This window comes from Flavobacterium oncorhynchi (assembly GCF_002217355.1).
GTDB classification, from domain to species: domain Bacteria; phylum Bacteroidota; class Bacteroidia; order Flavobacteriales; family Flavobacteriaceae; genus Flavobacterium; species Flavobacterium oncorhynchi.
Map to the genome: position 1 here is coordinate 177,767 of NZ_MUHA01000007.1, position 19,555 is coordinate 197,321.

16 protein-coding genes are annotated in these 19,555 nt (G+C 34.4%); 6 read left to right on the forward strand and 10 right to left on the reverse strand.

All coding sequences use genetic code 11. The features are described from left to right. Positions 1–35 precede the first annotated feature (35 nt). From B0A75_RS06260 to B0A75_RS06270, 3 genes are read left to right on the forward strand one after another with little or no spacing between them, the layout of a single operon-like run. Complete coding sequence (locus B0A75_RS06260) at positions 36–1,181, forward strand: efflux RND transporter periplasmic adaptor subunit (RefSeq protein WP_089053441.1); 1,146 nt, start codon at positions 36–38, stop codon at positions 1,179–1,181. 18 nt (positions 1,182–1,199) lie between these two features. Beyond that, positions 1,200–4,373 (forward strand): efflux RND transporter permease subunit, encoded by a 3,174-nt coding sequence (locus B0A75_RS06265; protein WP_089053442.1) that lies wholly within the window; start codon positions 1,200–1,202, stop codon positions 4,371–4,373. Then, positions 4,366–5,733, forward strand: a complete 1,368-nt coding sequence (locus B0A75_RS06270; RefSeq protein ID WP_089053443.1) for a TolC family protein — start codon at positions 4,366–4,368, stop codon at positions 5,731–5,733. The genes B0A75_RS06265 and B0A75_RS06270 overlap by 8 nt, the downstream gene beginning before the upstream one ends. Before the next feature lie 49 nt (positions 5,734–5,782). On the opposite strand, the gene B0A75_RS06275 is transcribed toward B0A75_RS06270, so the two are convergent. The 7 genes from B0A75_RS06275 to B0A75_RS06305 form a co-directional block, all read right to left on the reverse strand. Next, positions 5,783–6,193, reverse strand: coding sequence for a BrxA/BrxB family bacilliredoxin (locus B0A75_RS06275; protein ID WP_089053444.1), 411 nt, complete (start codon positions 6,191–6,193; stop codon positions 5,783–5,785). A 208-nt stretch (positions 6,194–6,401) separates the two neighbouring features. Continuing rightward, entirely contained in the window at positions 6,402–7,199 is a 798-nt protein-coding gene (locus tag B0A75_RS06280; RefSeq protein WP_089053445.1) for a tetratricopeptide repeat protein, read from the reverse strand. 3 nt (positions 7,200–7,202) lie between these two features. Continuing rightward, a complete protein-coding gene (locus B0A75_RS06285; protein WP_089053446.1) occupies positions 7,203–8,387 on the reverse strand; it encodes a lycopene cyclase family protein in 1,185 nt (394 codons plus the stop codon). A gap of 18 nt (positions 8,388–8,405) precedes the next feature. Further along, entirely contained in the window at positions 8,406–8,870 is a 465-nt protein-coding gene (locus B0A75_RS06290) for a thioredoxin family protein (protein WP_089053447.1), read from the reverse strand. Between the two features lie 373 nt (positions 8,871–9,243). Next, positions 9,244–11,505, reverse strand: a complete 2,262-nt coding sequence (locus tag B0A75_RS06295; protein ID WP_089053448.1) for a TonB-dependent receptor — start codon at positions 11,503–11,505, stop codon at positions 9,244–9,246. A 239-nt stretch (positions 11,506–11,744) separates the two neighbouring features. Then, a complete protein-coding gene (locus B0A75_RS06300; RefSeq protein WP_089053449.1) occupies positions 11,745–12,650 on the reverse strand; it encodes an NAD(P)/FAD-dependent oxidoreductase in 906 nt (301 codons plus the stop codon). Positions 12,651–12,662: 12 nt separating this feature from the next. Next, the gene (locus tag B0A75_RS06305) at positions 12,663–13,016 is read right to left on the reverse strand and encodes a MerC domain-containing protein (protein WP_089053450.1); all 354 of its coding nucleotides are present in this window, start codon (positions 13,014–13,016) and stop codon (positions 12,663–12,665) included. Between the two features lie 94 nt (positions 13,017–13,110). Here B0A75_RS06305 and B0A75_RS06310 point away from each other — a divergent pair, with 94 nt between their 5' ends. From B0A75_RS06310 to B0A75_RS06320, 3 genes are all read left to right on the forward strand, one after another. After that, positions 13,111–13,503, forward strand: a complete 393-nt coding sequence (locus tag B0A75_RS06310; protein WP_089053451.1) for a Fur family transcriptional regulator — start codon at positions 13,111–13,113, stop codon at positions 13,501–13,503. Between the two features lie 74 nt (positions 13,504–13,577). Continuing rightward, a complete protein-coding gene (locus B0A75_RS06315; RefSeq protein WP_089053452.1) occupies positions 13,578–15,446 on the forward strand; it encodes an Nramp family divalent metal transporter in 1,869 nt (622 codons plus the stop codon). A gap of 92 nt (positions 15,447–15,538) precedes the next feature. Then, the gene (locus tag B0A75_RS06320; RefSeq protein WP_089053453.1) at positions 15,539–16,192 is read left to right on the forward strand and encodes a metal-dependent transcriptional regulator; all 654 of its coding nucleotides are present in this window, start codon (positions 15,539–15,541) and stop codon (positions 16,190–16,192) included. A gap of 560 nt (positions 16,193–16,752) precedes the next feature. Here B0A75_RS06320 and B0A75_RS06325 read toward each other — a convergent pair. The 3 genes from B0A75_RS06325 to B0A75_RS06335 all read right to left on the reverse strand — a co-directional run bounded on the left by B0A75_RS06325 (position 16,753) and on the right by B0A75_RS06335 (position 19,490). Continuing rightward, a complete protein-coding gene (locus B0A75_RS06325; protein ID WP_089053454.1) occupies positions 16,753–17,151 on the reverse strand; it encodes a hypothetical protein in 399 nt (132 codons plus the stop codon). A 130-nt stretch (positions 17,152–17,281) separates the two neighbouring features. After that, positions 17,282–18,064, reverse strand: coding sequence for an enoyl-CoA hydratase/isomerase family protein (locus tag B0A75_RS06330; RefSeq protein ID WP_089053455.1), 783 nt, complete (start codon positions 18,062–18,064; stop codon positions 17,282–17,284). A 10-nt stretch (positions 18,065–18,074) separates the two neighbouring features. Further along, positions 18,075–19,490: a sensor histidine kinase gene (locus B0A75_RS06335; protein ID WP_089053456.1), complete on the reverse strand. Its 1,416-nt coding sequence runs from the start codon at positions 19,488–19,490 to the stop codon at positions 18,075–18,077. Positions 19,491–19,555 lie beyond the last annotated feature (65 nt).

Genomic DNA, 19,555 nt, shown 5'->3' on the forward strand with positions numbered 1-19,555 from the left:
AGTTGAATATTAATGCATCTTAATATAAATTAAAAATGAACAAAATTTACCTCTCGGCAATTCTATCCCTTTTCTTTCTTTCAGCTTGCAAAAAAGAAACTCCGCCAGCGCCCAAACCATTAGAAATCTCAATCCTTACAGTTTTGAATCAGGATGTAAAAGTTGAATCTGAATATACTGGACAAACTTACGGACAATCAGATATTCAAATAAATCCGCGAGTCGATGGCATTATTACAAGCTTAAATTTTAAAGAAGGTGGTTTTGTAACCAAAGGTCAGTTATTGTACAGCATTGATCCGTTACCATATAAAGCAAAAGTTGCAGAAGCCGAAGGAACATTGGCAGAATCACAAGCACGTTTGGCAAAAACCAAAGCAGACTTGGATATGATTGCACCTTTAGCTAAAATAAATGCTGTTAGTCAGAGAGAATTAATTTCGGCAAAATCTGCCAATAGTGCTTCTCAGGCTCAAATTAAAGCCTCGCAAGCTTCTTTAGAAAATTCAAGAATAGAATTGGGTTACTGCCAAATTCTCGCTCCAATTTCAGGTTTAATTGGGATATCTAAAGTAAGAGTGGGCGATTATGTGAGACCTGGCGCTGCATCTGTTTTAAATACAATTTCTGATCTAGGCGATGTAAGAGTTAGATTTACAATGAGCGAACAGGAATTTCTACGTCTTTTTAGAGAATTTAGTAAACCAGATTCTCCTTTAAAAGGATCGGGTGCAGTAGTTTCTCTAAAATTATCAGATGGATCAACTTATCCAGAAACAGGTCGAGTTAGTTTTGCCGACAGACAAATTGATCCTTCTACTGGTGCAATAACATTTGAAGCTTCATTTGCAAACCCTGATAAATTATTGCGTCCGGGACAATATGTAAAAATTGGTTTACTTACAGATGTTCGCAAAAATGCAATCGTGATTCCGCAGCGAGCAGTAATAGAAGTACAAGGAATTTATCAAGTGTATGTTCTTGGAAAAGACAATAAAGTCAATATGCAGATTGTAAAACCAGGGCCATCGGTAAAAGATGGATATGTTATTGAAGACGGTTTAAAACCTGGAGATAAAATTGCCATGGGAGGCACTTCATTATTAAAAAACGGAAGTGTTATCACACCAAAAATAGTGCAATGGGAATTAGGTCAGACTGGGGCTGGAGCAGTTAAATAATTTATACAACACAGTATTATGGGAGAATTTTTCGTTCGCAGACCAATCGTTGCTATTGTAATAAGTATTATTATTGTAATACTTGGATTACTGGCACTACAAAAAACGCCTATTTCACAATACCCCGACATCAATCCGCCTGTTGTAAAAATTACCACAAGTTTTACAGGAGCTAATGCGTTGAATGTTGAACAAGCCGTTGCTACACCAATTGAACAAAAGGTAAATGGTGTAGAAAATATGTTGTACATGAAATCTACCAATACTTCTGATGGGGCTTGTACCATTGAGGTAACTTTTGATGTTGGAACTAATTTGGACAATGCCAATATGCTTACGCAAAATAGGCAAAATCAATCTTCACCTTTTATGCCTTCAAGTGTAAAACAACAAGGTGTTGTGGTAAAAAAATCCCTTTCATTCCCAATGATGTTGTTTACAGTAACATCAAACAATCCAAAATACGATGCTAAATTTTTAAATAATTATGCCAGTATTAATATTGTAGACCAGTTAGCCCGTATTAAAGGTGTTGGAGAAGTTTCACTTTTTGGAGGAAGTGATTATTCGATGCGTATTTGGCTAAAAGCAGATGTAATGAGCAAACTGGGCGTAACAGTTGACGATGTAAAAAATGCCTTGAATGCTCAAAACATGATTAGTCCTGGAGGGAAATTTGGTGCTGAGCCTGCACCGCCCGGAACTGAATTTACTTATGGTGTTACGCTGCAGGATCGTTTAGTTACTGAAAAACAGTTTGGAGAAATCGTTGTTCGAAGTAAAAAAGACGGTGCTCAAGTTTTACTAAGCGACATTTCTAGAATTGAGCTGGGAACTGAAAATTATAGTTCTTCTGCCCGTCGTAACAGTTCTCCAAGTGCAGTAATGGCAGTTTATCAAATGCCCGGCAGTAATGCTCTAGAGGTAGCTGAACTAGCCAAAAGCACCATGAAAGACTTGTCTGAAAAATTCCCAAAAGACATAGAGTACCAAGAATCATTAGATACGACTCTTGCCATTACAGCGGGAGTTGATGATATTGTTCATACACTTTTTGAAGCCATTATACTGGTAATTTTGGTGGTTTTTATTTTCCTTCAAAACTGGCGTGCAACATTAATTCCTTTAATCACAGTTCCAGTTTCTTTAATAGGAACGATTGCCGTTTTCCCGTTATTAGGATTCTCTATCAATACACTTTCACTTTTAGGATTAGTATTAGCTATTGGTATTGTAGTCGATGATGCCATTGTTGTTGTAGAAGCTGTAATTCATCATATAGAAAAAGGAAAAAATCCGAGAGAAGCAACAATCCAAGCAATGCGCGAAGTATCTGGACCTGTAATAGCAATTGCCTTAATTTTGATTGCTGTATTTGTACCTGTTGCGATGACCCCAGGAATTACAGGGCGTTTTTATCAACAGTTTGCCATAACCATTGCCGTCTCCGTGGCGTTCTCTGCATTTAGTGCCCTATCTTTAAGTCCCGCTTTATGTGCCATGTTGTTAAAACCAACAAAACCTATCGAAGAACAAACAGGCTGGTTAGCCAAGTTTTTTACTGGATTTAATAGAATCTTTGAAAAAGTAACGGGCAGATATATAAAAGGAGCCACTTTTTTTGCCAAAAAATCAATGCGAATTGTTGTATTACTGGCAGTTATTCTGGCAGCGGTTGTTTTACTAGGTAAAAAAATTCCGTTAGGCTTCATTCCTGAAGAAGATCAAGGTTATGTATTAGTCAATATGTCTTTACCGCCGGCATCTTCATTGCAGCGTACAGATGAAGTATCTAGAAAAGTCGACAGCTTTTTAAAAGAAGAAAAATCAATCCTGTCTTATACTACCATAAACGGGTTTAGTATGCTTACGAATTCTTACCAGCCTAATAGTGCATTTGTTTTCATTTCATTAAAACCATGGGAAGAAAGGGAAGAAACCTCTAAACAATTTGTTGACAGAATAAACAAAAAATTTGCAACTCAAATAACTACCGCTTCTGTATTTGGATTTGGCCCTCCTGCAATTCAAGGCCTTGGTGCGTCTGCCGGGTTTAGTTTAATGCTGCAAGATAAAGGCGGTAATACACCACAATATTTAGCAGAACAAACTCAGGCTTTTATAGCAGCAGCTCAGCAGCGTCCTGAAATAAAACGTATTTACACCACTTTTAATGCAGGTTCTCCGCAAATTAAACTTGATATTGACAATGACAAAGCCATGAAACTAGGCGTACCCGTCTCGAAAGTTACAGAAGCTCTAGGAGCATTTTTAGGAGGAAGTTATGTAAATGACTTTAACCGTTTTGGACGTCAATATAAAGTTTTCATACAAGGTGAAGCCGTTAATAGAGTAAAACCAGAAGATCTAAATTTAATATATATCAAAAATAATGATGGCGATATGCTTCCAATATCTACATTAGTTACAGCAACAAAAGTTATGGGGCCCGATTTCACCAATCGTCTAAATCTATTTAGATCTGCCGAAATTGGAGGAAGTCCTAGTGACGGCTACAGTAGTGCCCAAGCCTTAACGGCTCTTGAAGAAGTTGCTAAACAAACCCTGCCTTCAGATATGGGCTTTGATTATATCAACCTTTCGTATCAAGAAAAACATTCGCCCGGCGGAGGTTCAGTATTTATAATGGCATTAGTTTTTGTGTTTCTAATTCTAGCCGCACAATACGAAAGCTGGAAACTGCCGTTTAGTGTGCTGCTTGGTGCTCCTTTTGCCGTTTTTGGGGCATTTTTAGGACTGCTTTTAGCGAGAATTGGAAGTGATGCATATGTAAACAACGTTTTTGCTCAAATTGGATTAGTATTACTAATTGGATTGGTGGCTAAAAACGCCATTCTTATTGTCGAGTTTGCCAAAGAAGAATATGAAAAAGGAAAACCGCTTTATGAATCAGCAATGGTAGCGGCTAAACTTCGTTTTCGACCAATTTTAATGACTGCCTTTGCTTTCATTCTTGGAGTTGTTCCGCTGTTAACTGCTACAGGAGCTGGTTCTCAAGCTCGTATTGTAATGGGAATGGCAGTATTCAGCGGTATGTTAATCGCCACCGTTTTAGGTGTATTAATTGTTCCCGGCTTATTTGTAATGATTGAAAACATCGGCAAAAAGAAAGATGATGAGATCGTAACAACTGAAAATAATATGGACTCAAAAACTACAGACCATGATTAAGAAATACAAAATAATCGTAGTTATATTTATACTTTCACTATTACCGGTGGGCTGTATGGTGGGACCAAAATATACTAAACCAGAACAGCTAAAGTCAGATTCTTATAAAAACGAAAGAAATTTAGATACACTGGCTTCTGTAACCAACTTAAAATGGTTTGATCTATTTAATGATGATGTTTTAAAAGATCTGATTACAAAAGGGTTGCAAAATAATTATGATTTAAAAATTGCAGTCGCTAGAATTGATCAGCTTAGAGCAGAATTAGGTTATTCTAAAACAAATTTATTGCCTTCATTTCAATATGGAGCAACAATAAACAGCAATGAGAAAAACTTAATGCCATCGAATGTCGGCGCCAGTATGTCTTGGGAAATTGATTTTTGGGGAAGATATCGTCATGAGAATAATGCTGTACAAAACGAACTTCTTGCGACAGAAGAAGCTCGAAAAGTTGTTCTGTCTGATATTGTAAGCAGTATTGCTACAGCTTATTTTCAAATGCGAAACTTTGACGATCAATTGGAAATTGCAAAACATACCCTTTCTACTAGAGAAAAGTACTATGAAATTATAAGCAAAAGATTTGAAAGCGGTTATATTTCTGAGGTCGATAAAGTTCAAATTGAACAACAGGTTGCTATAGCGCAAGCCGCTATTCCTAATATCAAAAGGCAGATTACCTATCAAGAAAATATTATTTCTCTTCTCACGGGTCAGCTTCCATCTGAAATTCCACGAGGAAAATCTAATACAGAACTTCGAGTTGTAAATGAAATACCATTATCAATTCCTTCTTCCTTGTTAGAAAACAGACCTGATGTAAAAGCCGCAGAATTAAAGTACAAAGCTTCAAATGAAAGAATTGGAACAGCTCAGGCCATGCGCTTTCCTTCTCTAAACCTTGCCGCAATTGCAGGGTTTGCAAGTGCCGATTTAAGCAATTTATTTTTGGGAAGTTCCTACGCGCAGAATGCATCAGCTGGAATTGCCGGACCAATATTTGCTTTTGGAAGAAACAAACGAAGAGTTGAAATATACAGACAACAGGCCGAAGAACTCAAATTTTCCTATCAAAAAACCTATATTTCTGCCGTTACCGAAGTAGAACAATCTATTCAAAACATCAAAACCTACAAAGAAGAGTGGGAAGCCCGCAACAGACAGGTTAAAGCGGCCTTAATAAACTTTAACCTTTCTCGCGAAAGATACGACAGCGGCTACGTTTCTTACCTAGAAGTTTTAGATGTCGAAACCAACCTGTTTAATGCTCAATTAAGCTTAGCTCAATTATCTGAAAGACAATTAAGTTCAATGGTGGAGTTGTATAAAGCACTTGGCGGGGGATGGAGCATGTAAGGTTCTGAGTTGCTGAGNNCTCAGCAACTCAGAACCTTAGTCGCTTAAATTAGCAAAACTCATTAAATGCATCTTGCAAATTCTCAGCGATCATTTCAGCTGGACGACCTTCAATGTGGTGACGCTCTAACATGTGAACCAACTCTCCGTTTTTGAACAAAGCCATAGATGGCGATGATGGAGGAAATGGGAACATATGTTGTCTTGCAGCATCAACAGCTTCTTTGTCTACACCAGCAAAAACTGTAATAAGATGATCTGGTTTTTTAGCACCTTCTAAACTCATTTTTGCTCCCGGACGTGCATTTCTTGCAGCACAACCACAAACAGAGTTTACAACAACTAAAGTGGTACCTTCAGCTTTGATAGCATTATCTACAGCCTCAGCACTATGTAAATCTTGAAAACCTGCAGCAGTTAATTCAGCTTGCATTGGTTTTACCATTTCTTCTGGATACATATTTCTTATTTTTAAATTTTACTTTTGAACTGCAAAGTTACAAAGTTTACTCGCAACTACTTAATTTGAAGTATAAAGTTTTGTTATAGTTCGATTGATTTAGTCAAAAGTTGTAAAGTCATAAAGTCGTAAGTCAAAATCAAATCTTAAAACAACTCACTTTCTTCAAAACAAAACCCACAATAAACTCGGTAACAATGACATAATCTTATTTACTGAATTTCTTTTGGTACGGATAGGTTTCATAAATAGTATTATCTTCATTAAGAGAAAAACCTTTTGCAGCATCCTCTCTAGCAATACCTACCAAAGCCACAACTTCATCTCTTGGTTTACCTTGTTTCAGCCAGCAAATCGCTTTGTAATACTTTGCGTCTGAAAATTCAGGATAGATTTTAATCGCCTTATCAAAAATAGCAATTGCTTCATCCCATTTTTTCAACTCGTACCGCGCAATTCCCTGATAAAAATAAGCCGTTGGGTGCTCCAATTGTTGCCTGTTTTTATAAATATCATTTACATAATCATCAAAAAGCTTCTCCGCTTTGCTGTATTCGTTCAACTGAAGATAACAAATTCCCATGTAAAAACTAAAAGAATGATCCATAACATAACTGTTTCCATAAAGTTTTATACATTCTTCAAAATCTTTAATAGCTTCTTTGTAAGTATGTGCAAAAATGCACTTAATAAAAGCCCTATAAGACAGCCAGCGTTCTTTATTATAAAAAACAGCCTTGTCTAAATATTGCATTCCGGCTTCATACTTTTTGCATTTAAAATAAGGCATTGCTTTTTGCTGCCAGAGATAGGCAACAGTACTGTCTTTTTTTAATCCCTGATCAAGGCAATCCTGCCATTCAGCCATTTCAAAAACATAATTGTGTTTTTCGGCGCAATTGGTTAAAAACTCTTCCACAATAGCATCATGCACTTTATTTGTAGAAACTTGTCCGAAAGATAAAAGGGTAAAAAAGAAAGAAATTCCTAAAGTAATATTTTTCAAAGGTTATTGGTTTTGGTTAATTTTATTTGAGAGAAAAATCACCCTAAATAACGCTTTAATAAATGGAATTTTTGGACACTTTAAAATAACTTTAACATCTTCAAAAAAACTAGTTTCTTCGTCTAAGAACTTAAAAATCAATCGACGATTTCCATTTCTAAATAAAGAAGAAAAAATAGAACTTCCTAATTCATTATGACGATACAAAATATCTAAAAGCAATAAATCATAAAACCAAAATCGGCTTCTCTTGTGAAAATCTTTCATTTTAAAATTCTCATTTTGAAGAAAATCAACTAATTCTGAAGATTTTTTATCCGAATTTTTAAAGGTATAACCTGTACTTGCTTTTGTCCATCCGCCGGCAGTTCCAATGTTTAAAACCCTTTTAGTGTTTTTGTTCCAAAAAGGATAACAAGTCATCGGGATACTTCCCTGCTCTTTTTCCTGAATTTCATATTTCTGAATTCCGAGTTTTTCCAAATAAACTTGAATTTCACTTTCGTATTCTTCTGTTGAAAGTCTTTTTTCTGAAAACAAAGTATATTCTACCAAAGCTTCAGTTGTAGAAGCAGGTAAAACATACATAAATCGAGTATTTCCTTTTTGTTCTACCGAAAAATCCATAAAAGTGACTTTTTCAGAATTAAAAATTTCCTTCTCAGTTTTCACAAACCAACCCACAAAATGCTGTTGTAAAACTGGATATTTATTTTGACTTTCGGCGAAAGCCTTTGTATAAATACTGTTGAATAAGTAATTTCCCGTGTAACGATTTTCTTCTGTACCCACAAAAACATGGGTTTCAAGTTCGTTTATATCGGTAACTTTCTCATTCGAAAAAGTAACATTTGGCTGATTTAAAATCCTTTCAAAAATGAAATTGTAAAAATCTAATCCGCTGATTTTATTATATGTATATGGTTCTAATTCAAGATCTCGTTTAAAATCTTGATTGGCAAACAAAGCCAAATCCCATTTTTTAGAAATGATAGGATTCCAAATCGAATCTTCTTTTTCCCAAAAACACCAAGTTCTGTCATTTCTTTTCTTTGAATCTTGATCTAGCAGCAAAATAGATTTATCTGAAAATTTTTCAGTTAGAATCATTTTGTAAACTGTCATTAAAGCAGCCAGTCCAGTTCCCGTAAAAATGTAATCGAAGTGTCTGATTTGCGAAGAATCCATTCTCAAAAATAAGAAATTTTATTCTTCCAATTTTTTTAAAATAAGTTTAAAATCTTTTGGACTTAAATAGTTGTTGTACTGAAGAATGATTTCATAATTCTCATTCAAAACACACAAAACCGGATATACAATTTGGTTATTAATCGTTCCAAGCTGCAAAGCCAGTTCATGAACGCCAACATTGTTCCCCGAAGGTTGATATTTAAATATCTGATTATTAAATATAATATCGCGTTTCTCTTCGGCATTAAAATCAATGAAATAGAAATTTGAATTCAATGCTTCAATGATTTCTTTATTCTTGAAAGTTGTTGCTTTCATTCTTTGGCAAAACTGACACCAATCGGTATGAATGAAAACAATGATTTTTCGTTTTTGAATTTGCTGCAAACTATCAATTTCTTCAAAAGAATTATTTTTCAGCTGACAAAAACCTGTTGCTGAAATTCCGAGGAAGAAAATTAAAATAAATAGCTTTTTCATTGTTTTGTTTTTTTTGCCACTCCCGATAGCTATTGGAACCCCAGATTAAAATACTTTTTTCTGATTGTCACCTTTAGCGAAGTCGAAGGGCTTGCCAATTGGAGCAGGGCTTCGACTTCGCTCAGCCTGACAATTGCTAATCAATCATATTAAAAAAAATCATTTTAATCTGTGGCTTATAAATTTATCTCAAAGTATATCGTAATCCTTTAAGTCCGCGAATAATTTGATTTTAAAGGATTACAAAATGTTGCCACGAATTACACAAATTTTCACGAATTTTGAATTTTTTACTACGTACTACTTTGTGTAAATTCGTGCAATTCGTGGCGAAAAAATCCTTTCTAATCCTTGCAATCTGTGGCTTATAAAATCACCTCAAAGTATATCGTAATCCTATAAAACCACGAATAGTTTGATTTTGTCCGTAAACATAAGTCGTATCAAAAGTTAAACCGTACGGATTATCAGGCGTAACCAATACTTTTCCAGCCGAATCATATTGAACATTTTTATCGAAAGGATCGTTTGCTCTCGAAATCAAAAATGGGTTATTCTGCATTGGAGTAAAATTAAGCAGATTTTTTACGCCCCCGTAAAGTTCAAAATTTTTCCATCCTGTATACGTAAACTGAATATTTTGAATGCTGTACCAAGGCGAGTTTGGATTTCTTGGATCATATTCGTTCAGCAAAGGCAGTTTCATTGGGCTGTACACATTTCCGGTATAATCCAATAACAAATTCCAAGGTTCAATTTTATACGAAATGCTCCAAGTTCCAGTAAAATTCTCTGTTAAAAAAGGTCGTGCCGCAATTCCATCTTCAACATTTTTATTATCTAAAAAAGTCGCGCCGAGAATAAATTTCAATCCGTTCGTAAAATTCACATCAATGTTCGTACTAATTCCTTGACTTAAGGCATATCCATCAATATTATCATAAATAATTTTGTTAGGATCAGTCTCGTAATCTGAAATTATTTTATTGCTGAATCGTGTATAAAAAGCGGTCGTTTCAATACCCATAAATGTTCCGTTTCCGAAATTAATTTTCTGAATATAATTAAAATTAACATTTACAGATTTTTCTGGTTTCAAATCATTCTGAATTACAACATCTCGAGAACCTGTAAGTGCTGCATGATCTTCAGTAAATAAATTTACAACTCGAAACCCTGTTCCGGCATTTAATCTAAAAATAGTATTTTCATTTGCTTTTAGGCGATAAGCAAATCTTGGTGTAAAAATCGAACCATGAATGGAGTTGTAATCATAGCGCGCTCCTAACAAAATTTGGCTTTTTGACGAAACTGTAATTTCATCCTGAACAAAAATTCCTGGCAGCCAAGTACTTTCAGCTTCTTTTGTTGCCGTTGTGTTATCATCATAATAAGAATATCGAGTGGCAATTCCAGCAAGAAAATCATTTCTGCCTATTTTTTTATCCCAAGTCAATTGCAGAAAACCAATTTTTTGATTTGCTATATATGAGGTTGTTCCGTAGCGGCTGTCCTGATAATGCACATTTCCAGAGAAAGAAAGCATTAATTTTTCTTCAAATGGTAATTGATAACTTCCTATCAGCTCTCCTCTTTTTGTATAAATACTTTCGCCGTAAATTTCATCGCCGCCTCTATATTTTTTCTCCCATCTAATGTCTCCGCCCCAGCGATCTTCATACATTCCGCGTGCTGCAATGGTAAACAAACGATTATTATTTCGACGAAAACTCCATTTGTTAAAAACCGAAATACGATCAGAAAGTGTTACATCTGTAAAATTATCTTTGTCTTTATCGATAACTTGATTATAATTGAAGTAATTAATTCCTAAAAGCGAAGTTGCTTTTTTTCCAACATTAAATTTCATTCCCAAATCAAGATTATTCTCAAAATAGCTAGTTGTAAAATAATCCGCAGAAAACATTGGTGCATTTGTTGGGTTTTTAGTGATAATATTAATTAATCCGCCAACCGCCTCACTTCCGTAGAGAGAAGAAGCGGGACCTTTTACAATTTCAATTCGCTCAACCAATGAATTTGGTATTCCTGACAAACCGTAAACTGTCGAAAGACTGCTTACAATTGGCATTCCATCAATCAAAACCAAAGTATAAGGTCCTTCCAAACCGTTTATATGAATATCACCCGTATTGCAAACGCCGCAATTGAGCTGAGGACGAACGCCATTTACATTTTGAAGCGCATCGTAAATACTTGGTGTTGGGTTTTTCTTGAAGAAAACGGGCGAATAAACCTCAACCGGAACGGCGCTTTCTAATCGCTTTACGGCTTTTAAAGTCCCAGAAACCACAACTTCATTAAGCTGATTCTCATTATCGGTCAATTCAAAATCATAAGATTGAATAGAATCTTTAGTCACTTCAATTTTCTTTTTCAAAGTCTGAAATCCCATTTGAGAAACCTGAATAGTGTAATTTCCAAAAGCAACATTCTCGAATGCATAAAAACCCAAACTATCCGAAACGGTTTTTTGCTTTGAACCTAGTAAATGAACATTTGCGGCTTGTATTTTCCTTCCTTCACCAGAAATAAAACCCGATACTTTCGTCGTTTCTTGTGCAAAAGAAAAGTGTAAATTAAATAATATCAATATCCAAATTGAATTTTTCATCGTGGTAAAATTAAATTTAGACAAAACTAAAAATTAAATTTGACAAACATCAACTTTAAATTTGTAATTTTTCAACTAAATCCATATCAATATGTTATATTTTTATTTTTAACCCATTAAAGACAAAAAACGCAAAGTTATTTTTTACTGCATTCTCTTAACTAAATCTCGCAAAGCCGCGAAGACGCCGAGTTTTTTTTATAAAACTTAACGGCTTTGCGAAAGATTTTCGACAATAATTAAAAATCCTCATCAATAAGTTCTTTATTAATCACAGCTCCAGCAAACGATCCTGTAGAAACTGCTATTGCAACAGATCGCATTTGAGTCGTGCAATCTCCACTTGCATAAATACCGGCAATATTTGTTTTTTGCATTGCATCTACTTTTAGTAAATCTTGTTCGTTCAAATCACAGCCTAATACTTCTGGCAAAGTGCAGTGTTGTTTAAAAGGCGGTTTCATATAAACAGCCTTTACAGCCGTTTTTTCACCGTTTTTGAAGATAATATACTCCACATATCCATTTGCATGCTCAAAAGCTTCAATTTCATCCTCAAATAGAGTAATTCCATGTTTTTTCAAAGCCTCAACTTGATCTAAAGTCAAAGTTGATTTTCCGTTTGTACATAATCTAAGATCTTTTGTCCAATTTGAAATCAGCTTTGAATATTCAAAAGCCATTTCACCATTTGCAATAATGGCCGTTCTTTCGTTCTTAACTTCATAACCATGACAATATGGACAATGTAAAACTGAAATTCCCCAGCAATCTGCAAAACCTTTAATTTCAGGAAGCAAATCTTTAACGCCAGTTGCAAACAAGACTTTTCTAGCCTTGAAAACTTCACCAGATTCTGTTGAAATTTCAAATCCGTTTTCTCTCTTAACCGCTTCTACCGCAAGTCCATTATAAAAATGAATTGTTTTATAAAGAGCAACCTGCAATTTGGCTTTCGCCGAAATAACAGCTGGTTTTTCGCCGTCCTGCGTAATAAAATTATGAGAATATGGCGTTTGTCTGTTACAAGGCAAACCACTATCGATAACCAAAACCTGGCGCAGCGAGCGCCCCAAACTCATTGCCGCTGACAAACCGCTATAACTGCCGCCAACGATAATCACATCAAAATTTTTCTGTTTCATAACACTGTTTTTTTAATGATTTTGTTTTTTGTGTAATTTGTAATTGATCAAATGCCCGATAATCATTCCGATGCCTCCCAAATAAATTAAATCTGAATGTATGTCTAACACCATCTCACTTAAAATGCTTATCCAGATCAACATCATTGAAACAACTAGAATTGTTGAGACTAAAAGAGCAGATTTTTTAATAATTTTGAAGATGGCAAATAAACCTATTGAAGCAAATAATAAATCGATAATTGGATTGTGACTTAAGCCTAAAGGCAGAATGGTTAAGAGTGGAAAAATTAAACAATGAACCAGGCAAATAGTCGCGCTCGAAATTCCTAAAATATCATAAAAGGATGTTGTTGTTTTCTTCATTTCTTGTATTTTTGCTTAATGCAATTTTGTTGCAAATATACACATTAAAATAAATTGCAACATTGTTGCGTTAATTTTTTAATTTATAAACAGAATGAAAACCATGCGCAATACCACAGCAAAGACGGCCGTTTTAGAGATTTTTGAGAAATCTAAAACAGCTCTGTCTCATACCGAAATTCAAAAACAATTGAACGAGATATGTGATCGTGTTACTACTTACCGAATTTTAGATCGCTTAGTTAACGATGATATTATTCACAAAATTTCAAATCTAGACGGTACCGTAAAATATGCAAAATGCAATCATTCGCATCAGCGTGTGCACATACATAATCATGCCCATTTTAGCTGCGAAAACTGTCATGAAATTACCTGTCTCGAAAATGTAAAGCCAAGTTATATTATGCCGCACAATTATAAAGTAAACGAGATAAATTTTACATTATCAGGTTTATGTCCAAATTGTTTGAATTCTAACATCTAATATTTAGACTCGCCTAAAAATATTGTTCTACGAATATAATTTATACCTATATTTGTTAAAACAATACTTTTAAAATGACCAAATCTTTAGAAGAGGTAAACCAATCGGTTGCTACAGAGCATAAAAAAACAGGTTTTAGAAAAATATTAGCCTTTTTAGGCCCCGCATATCTTGTAAGTGTTGGATATATGGATCCTGGAAACTGGGCAACAGATATCGCCGGAGGAAGTCAATTTGGTTACACTTTAGTCTGGGTTTTATTAATGAGTAATTTAATGGCTTTGCTGCTGCAAAGCTTAAGTGCACGTTTGGGAATTGTAACGCAGCGCGACCTTGCGCAGGCTTCAAGAGAAACCTATTCAAAATTCATTAATTACATTTTATATTTTTTGGCAGAAATTGCCATTGCCGCCTGCGATCTTGCGGAAGTTTTGGGAATGGCGATTGGAATTAATCTATTATTTGGAATTCCGCTGTTTGAAGGCGTTTTAATAACTGTTTTAGATACTTTTCTTCTATTATTCTTAATTAATAAAGGTATTCGAAAAATGGAAGCTTTTATAATTGTTTTGGTCGCAATTATTGGTCTCTCTTTTATTTTTGAAATGATTTTTGCACAACCCGAAGTTCCAAAAATCCTTGCAGGTCTTATTCCTTCAATTCCAAATTCGGCAGCTTTATACATCGCGATCGGAATTATTGGAGCGACTGTAATGCCGCACAATTTATATTTGCACTCTTCTTTAGTACAAACTAGAAAATTTGACCGTAGCCCGGCGGGCATAAAACAAGCGTTGAAATACAATTTGATCGATTCTACTATTGCCTTAAATCTAGCATTCTTTGTAAACGCCGCAATTTTAATTCTCGCCGCTGCAACTTTTCATAAAAACGGAATGTTTGAGGTTGCCGAAATTCAAGATGCGCATCAATTTCTAGAACCGTTATTAGGAACTAAATGGGCTCCAATTTTATTTGCTGTTGCACTTATTGCTGCAGGACAAAGTTCAACCGTAACAGGAACTCTTGCCGGACAGATTGTAATGGAAGGTTATTTGCATTTGCGCATTCAGCCTTGGGTTCGTCGTATTTTAACCCGCTTAATTGCTATTGTTCCAGCATTAATTGTTATTTCTATTTATGGAGAAAGCGTCACTGGAAAATTATTAATCTTAAGTCAGGTAATTTTAAGTCTTCAGCTTGGCTTTGCCATTATTCCTCTAATTCATTTTGTGAGTGATAAATCTAAAATGAATGGCTTTCATATCTCCAAAACTACTCAAACAGTTTCTTGGATCATCGCCGCAATCATCGTTTCATTAAATGCAAAATTGGTTTATGACGAAATAACTTCTTGGCTTGCAAATTCAGAGCATCCAGCAATAATTTGGTTTACAGTTGTGCCGCTTGCTTTTGGTTTTCTGGCTTTGCTGCTATATATTATTGTAAAACCATTTATTGCAAGAGCGAAATCAAATATTGAAAATCATTCTCCTCACCATCTTAAATTACAATATGTTCAAAAAGAAATCTACAATAAGAAAAATATAGCCATTTCTGTAGATTTTTCTAAAGCTGATGAAGCTGCACTTAACAATGCTTTTGAACTGGGCGGAATTAATGCACAATACACTTTAATTCATATTGTTGAAACGGTAGGCGCGCTAATGTACGGAGGAAATATTGCTGATCACGAAACTACTATAGACGGGAAATTATTGTTGGAATATAAAGATATGCTTTCGCAGAAAGGGTTTAAAATCGAAACTGAACTTGGTTTTGGAAAACCTAACACTGTGATTCCAAATATTATTAATCAAGGAAATTTTGATGTTTTAGTTATGGGAACTCACGGCCACACTGGATTAAAAGATATTCTTTTTGGCACTACAGTAGACAAACTCAGACATAAAATTTCGATACCTTTGTTGATTGTTAAATAAAGGTACTGAGACTCTAAGATGCTAAGGTTTTATAAAAGCCGAAAAAGAAAACTTAGAGCCTCAGCATCTTAGAACCTTAGAACCTCAAAAAAATGACTTTTTCAGAAGAAAATTATCTTAAATCTATATATCATCTTACAGCTTCATTAGAAACTGAGGTGAGCACGAATGCAATTGCCGAAATGATGGAAACTAAAGCTTCATCTGTTACTGACATGCTTAAAAAGTTAGCCGAGAAAGATTTGGTTAATTATAAAAAATATCAAGGCGTTTCGTTAACTGAAAATGGAAAACTAGCGGCAAAAATGATTGTTAGAAAACATCGTTTATGGGAAGTTTTTCTAGTTGAGAAACTAAATTTCAGCTGGGATGAGGTTCATGATATTGCAGAGCAATTAGAACACATTAAATCAGAACAATTAATAAATCGTTTGGATGATTTTCTTGGAAATCCGACTGAAGATCCGCACGGAGATCCCATTCCAGATGCAAATGGTAGAATTATTAAGATAGAGAAACAATTGCTTTCTGAATTATCTGAAAATCAAACTGGCGTTTGTGTAGGGGTAAAAGATACTTCATCAGAATTCCTAAAATATTTAGACAAACAAGGAATTGCTTTGGGTTCTAAAATCGAATTCCTTTCTAAAGAATCTTTTGATTTATCTGTAAAAATAAAAGTTGACAACAAGGAATTGTCGATTTCGAATAAAATCGCTTCTAATTTGTTCGTAAAATTAGTATAGCTCTTTTTATTAATTAGAAATCTAAATTTGTAAACCGCATTTCTAAACTGCGTATTAAATTATTAGCTCTTTCTAAACTAAAAAGATTTATCGCAATGTGTTTTTTCTTGCTGGAATTTGTAACTATATAAAGCATGGAATGGTTAATTTTATAGCCCTTAATTTCATCGTATGCTAATCTTCGGGTACTAAATATGTTTCTTGAAACAATAGAATCATTTGTAAAAATGATTCTTCGTATAAAGACATTAATTAATAAAATTAGGGCCGAAACGATAACCACAAAAGCTAGTAACATCACTAGAACATTCAAATAAACTGAGGAACAGCAGAAACTATACATTTCCGAAATACGAGAGTTGGGCGGTAAAGTAACAAAAGGAACTATAAATAAGCTGCCAAACATCAATATTAGCACTATTGAAAAAAAGAAAATAAAAGCTCTCAACCGACCTGACACTCTATATACATTCATGTGCAATTATTTTTAATCTAGAAAACTACAACTAAAATAATTCATTTTTCTTACGAATTAGAAAAAGACACTAACTTTAACTATTTCAAACAATTCCCTTTTCAATCATCTCCAACATTACTGGTGAAGCATTTTTAAATGTTGGTGGTTGTTCAATAATACTTCCAGCATTCTTTTTGTTTACTTTAAACGTTAAATCGTTGTCTGTTGTAAATAACAATGCTGTCAAAAAAGGATTTTTAATATAGGTTCCTAACACCAATAAAGCCTCGTCTAAGGTGTGAATACTTTCGACTTCTTCCGTTTTATAACGCGTTGTTAATGAAATCGAGAAAGTATTATCTTCATTTAAAACCAAACGAAAGTAGATATTTTTAATTTCAGTATCTCCCATTGTTTTGGCTAAAGTCAGTTTAGCAAAAGTTCCGTTTTGAATGCTTTCTTTAACGCGTTCGCAAAAAAGAGCAAATATTGGTTCGTACATTTTTTTTAAGGTTCTAAGGTTCTGAGATGCTAAGGTTCTAAGTTTTTAAAACCTTTGTCTGTTATTATTTAACCACAAAGTTCGCAATTTTTATAACTATCTGAATTATGAACTTTGCGGTTAAGAAAAATTATTTTCCTGTAAATTCGGCTTTGCGCTTTTCTAAAAATGCTGTTGTACCTTCTTTAAAATCTTGTGTTCCAAAACATTTTCCGAAAGATTTTATTTCCGTGTCAAATCCATTTTTGCCATCTTCGAAATTAGCGTTAATTGCTTTAATTGCTTTACCAATTGCAAACGGAGCATTTTTAATAATTTTTTGAGCAATTCCGTTTGTAAACGACAAAAGTTCTGCCTGAGACACAACATGATTTACCAAACCGTATTGTTTTGCTTCTTCAGCAGAAATCATTGATGCAGTCATAATCATTTCCATTGCGCGTCCTTTTCCAATTAATTGAGGCAATCGCTGCGTTCCTCCATAACCAGGAATTAATCCTAAAGTAACTTCTGGCAATCCCATTTTAGCATTATCTGATGCTACTCTAAAATGACAAGCCATTGCTAACTCTAATCCGCCTCCTAATGCAAAACCGTTAACAGCCGCAATAACAGGTTTTTTAAGGTTTTCTATAAAATCAAATAGTGACTCCTGACCTTCGGCTGCCAATTGTGCGCCTTCTATAATGGTATAATTTGCAAACTCTGAGATATCAGCTCCAGCCACAAATGCTTTTTCGCCGCTTCCTGTTAAGATAATAACACGAACATCGTCGTTTTTTCCCAATAATTTAATCGCTTTACTAAGATCGCTGATCATTGCTTTGTTTAAAGCATTCAGTTTTGCTGGTCTGTTAATTGTAACAGTCGCAATTTTTTCTTCAATCGAAATTAAAAGATTTTCGTAGTTCATGACCTAGAATTTATGAGTTTGTTATTGGCAAAGAAACTCTAAAAGTAGTTCCTTTTCCGTATGTTGATTCAAAGGTAATCGTTCCTTTGTAATTTTCGATAATGTTTTTTATAATTCCTAATCCAAGTCCCATTCCGCTTGTTTTAGTCGTGAATTTTGGCTCAAATATTCGGCTTATATCTTGTTTTTGAATTCCAATTCCGTTGTCCTTTACAGCGATTTCAACATTATTATTTCGCCTTTTTACCTTGACAACAATCGATTTATGAATCTGACTTTCTGGAATTGCTTGTGTTGCATTTTTAACTAAATTCGTGATCACACGTATTAACTGTGTCCTATCCATCTTAGAAATGATTTCTTCTTCATCACTTTCAAAAGAAATATAATCTTCATTAAAAATATCCAATGCCAACTCTACAACCTCAACGACATTTAAAGTCTCATTTTGCTGTGCAGGCATTGAGGCAAAATTAGAAAATGCCGAAGCAACGGCTGTCATGGTATCGATTTGCTGAATTAAAGTCTCTGAATAATCATTCATCTTCTGCTTTACATCTGGATCGTTTGGATCGAATTTTCGCTGAAAACTCTGAACGGTCAATCGCATTGGCGTAAGCGGATTTTTTATTTCATGCGCCACTTGTTTCGCCATTTCGCGCCAAGCTTCTTCACGTTCGCTTTGAGCTAATTTTATCGCGCTGGTTTCAAGTTTATCCACCATTCCATTATAAGCCTTAATCAAGAAATTTACTTCCTTACTGGTGGCTTCTATTACGATTTTTTCGTTTTTCTGATCTAAATTGGTTTCTTCCAATTTATCAGAAATTGTTTTTAATGATTTTGTGATATAAGTCGAAAGAAAATACGCCAACGCAAAAGCAACAAGCAGCATAAAAGAATATACTTGACTTAAGCGAATTAAGAACGTATTCAGCTCATTGTCATAATAACCGTCATCTTCTAAGTATGGAAGATTTAAAATTCCTAAAGGTTTGAATTTTTCATCTTTAATTAAACTGTACGACGATCTGTTTTTAACGCCGTCGATAGTTTTAATATCTACAAAACGTTTTTCGATTGATGAACGAACTAATTTCAGAATATATTCAGGAATTGGCGGTGATATTTTATCGACTGCAAAGGATTCTTTTGAAGATTTTAGCAGCTTCCCGTCGAGACTGTAAATATTGATTTCAATTTTATGAATCTGTGCAAGTTCATGAATTTTATCTTTGAAAATTAAATCTAGATTTTGGGTTTTCAAAGGATAAGTGGTTGTAGAAAGTACATAATTAATATGCTCTTTTACAGCATTTTCTTTACGTTCCAGCCGCTCTTGATGGTATTCTTTTGCTTCGGTTTTGAACTGTATAATAGAAATCGAAGCCAATAAAAAAGATGCCACAACAATCAATACAATCATCGACAGGAAAATCCTGGTACGAAGCGAAAGCATTGACATTTTGAAGTTGTTAAACATAGTTTTTG